This is a genomic window from Bradyrhizobium sp. SZCCHNR1002 (assembly GCF_032381435.1).
In the GTDB taxonomy this organism is placed as follows: domain Bacteria; phylum Pseudomonadota; class Alphaproteobacteria; order Rhizobiales; family Xanthobacteraceae; genus Bradyrhizobium; species Bradyrhizobium aeschynomenes.
Genome location: NZ_JAUHIS010000017.1, coordinates 1 through 1849, shown reverse-complemented (window position 1 = coordinate 1849; position 1849 = coordinate 1). Strand labels below are relative to the sequence as shown.

The following is a 1849-nucleotide window of genomic DNA, read 5'->3' as shown; positions in this document are numbered from 1 at the left end:
TTGCCGAGCTCGTCCTGGATCACGATCCGGATCTCGGCTTCGCCAAAGTGGAGCAGGTGAACCTCGCCTACACCTGGCCGCAAGAGGCGGTCAGATTTTTGATCAAACAATCCCGACACGGCGTAGTCCAGCGCCCCGTCTGCAATCGCACTCAGATTCGCAAGTTCACAATCGTTGCGGGCGAGGCGGTACGACACGTCGCTGCCCCAGAGCAGCGACAGTGACAACGTTGTCAATAATCCAAGGATCCACAGGACCGCGATGACTGGCATTTCTGATCTCTGGGACTGCCATGGTCCGAAGATCGCTTGGCGGACGACGGTTTCGAGAAGACATGTAAGAGACCTAGCTCGTATGAGAGCACCGAGAAGCTGAGCCAAGCAGGAACGAACAATTCGCGCTCCTCCTCTACGAGCGGCTGTCTGCGGATTGGCCCTTGATCTTTCGTCTGTGCGAACAAGGCTATTCTACTCCGGCTCAAGGGGCCGCAGCGCGGCCTGTATTCTTCAATTCTTGGGGTAGAGCTGCAAGTCGATCGCGCGCCCCGCCTGCTCGATCCGAACACCTGACGCGTCGATCGATGTCACCCGCCAGCCCTGAAACGTCTCGTTTTCGTTGATCCAGGAGCCTGCGCCCGCGCCAACCTTGCTGAGCAGATAGGCCTTGCTCTTGCCGCCGTTGATCATGACACCGCCGACCAGGAGGCCCGGGTCAGTGGCCACCGGGGGCGGAGCGGCCACCGGCATCGGCGGTGGCGGCGCGGGTGGGGGCGGAACGAACGGCTCGCGCGACTTCTGGAACACTGGATGGGCCAGGATCTCGGCATATGTCTGCAGCGGCTGCCGTCCAGCCACGCTTGCCATAGTCCGGGGCACCGGCGCTTCCCACGCCGCGCGGCGGGTGCCCGGTGCTTCTCCGCCAACGACCAGCGTCGCGAGCCAGGCGCCGAGCACTAGATCAAGACCCGCCAGGAGCGCCAGAATGCCGGCCAGCGGCGTCACCCGCCATCGCACGAATCTCCTCATTGCACGGCACCGTAGATATCGAGCTGCGCCTGAAGCACCGGCTCCTCGGCCGTTCCCGGGCGCATCGCAGGCGCGCTCTTCAACACCGCATTGGCAATGAACAAATATGGTCTTGCGCTCTCGACCGCGTGGACCGCGCGCATGACGGCGGGCAACGGCCCAGACAGGTCGATGCGCGCGCCACCGTACTTGATCTGATCGACGGTCCGGCCCGGCAGCGATTGAATCGCGCGGGACTGGGCGCCGGCATTGCCCATGATCGCCTTCAGCTTCGTCTGCAGGTCGGCGGCGATCACGTTCTCATTCGCACCCGTCAGAAACTCCCCGTTCTGGAGCTGCGACTCGGTTTCGGAGGCAAGGCCCTCGATGGCCGATGCCTGGGCTGCGATCGCGCTCAACCGTGCCAGCAGCGCCTGCTGTTGCTGGATCCGCGCCTCCCGCTCGGCGAACATCGCCCCGATCGGCGCCACGAAGCCCCATAACAACAGCGCAAGCAGCGCGAGGTTGACGACGATGAACAGGCCGCGGCGTCCGAGCGCGTCCCTGCGCTTCGTCCATTCGCTCATGGCGCCACCTCCTTGATGGCATCGGGGACACGAATCCTGGCCTGCAATGAAAAGCGTTCCCGGTTCTCGATCGGATCCATCGCGACCGGCGACGTCAGGGCAGCGTCCACAAACAGTCTCGATTTACCGAGCGTGTTGATCAGGCTCGGCGCCGCGGCCGAGAATCCGGTCATCGTGACCGTTGCGCTCCGCGGGTTCGCTCCCTCCACGAGCCGCAATTCGGTCAGCCAGGAATGCTTCGGCAGAATGCGCGAGGCT

At 63.8% G+C, this 1849-nt stretch carries 3 protein-coding genes and 1 pseudogene; all 4 read right to left on the bottom strand.

Going from position 1 to position 1849, the window contains the following annotated elements; translation table 11 throughout:
* Positions 1 to 272, bottom strand: a pseudogene (locus QX108_RS33435) (type II secretion system protein GspK); the annotation flags it as partial.
* A gap of 234 nt (positions 273 to 506) precedes the next feature.
* Complete coding sequence (locus QX108_RS33430) at positions 507 to 1001, bottom strand: hypothetical protein (protein ID WP_315787734.1); 495 nt, start codon at positions 999 to 1001, stop codon at positions 507 to 509.
* Between the two features lie 20 nt (positions 1002 to 1021).
* The gene (gene gspM / locus QX108_RS33425) at positions 1022 to 1591 is read right to left on the bottom strand and encodes a type II secretion system protein GspM (protein WP_315787736.1); all 570 of its coding nucleotides are present in this window, start codon (positions 1589 to 1591) and stop codon (positions 1022 to 1024) included.
* A partial coding sequence (locus tag QX108_RS33420) for a PilN domain-containing protein (RefSeq protein ID WP_315787738.1) occupies positions 1588 to 1849 on the bottom strand: 262 nt, incomplete at its 5' end. The genes gspM and QX108_RS33420, both read right to left, overlap by 4 nt.

Coding starts and splice junctions, on each gene's coding strand:
- gspM (WP_315787736.1), bottom strand. CDS start 1,591: ATGAGCGAATGGACGAAGCGCAGGGACGCGCTCGGACGCCGCGGCCTG.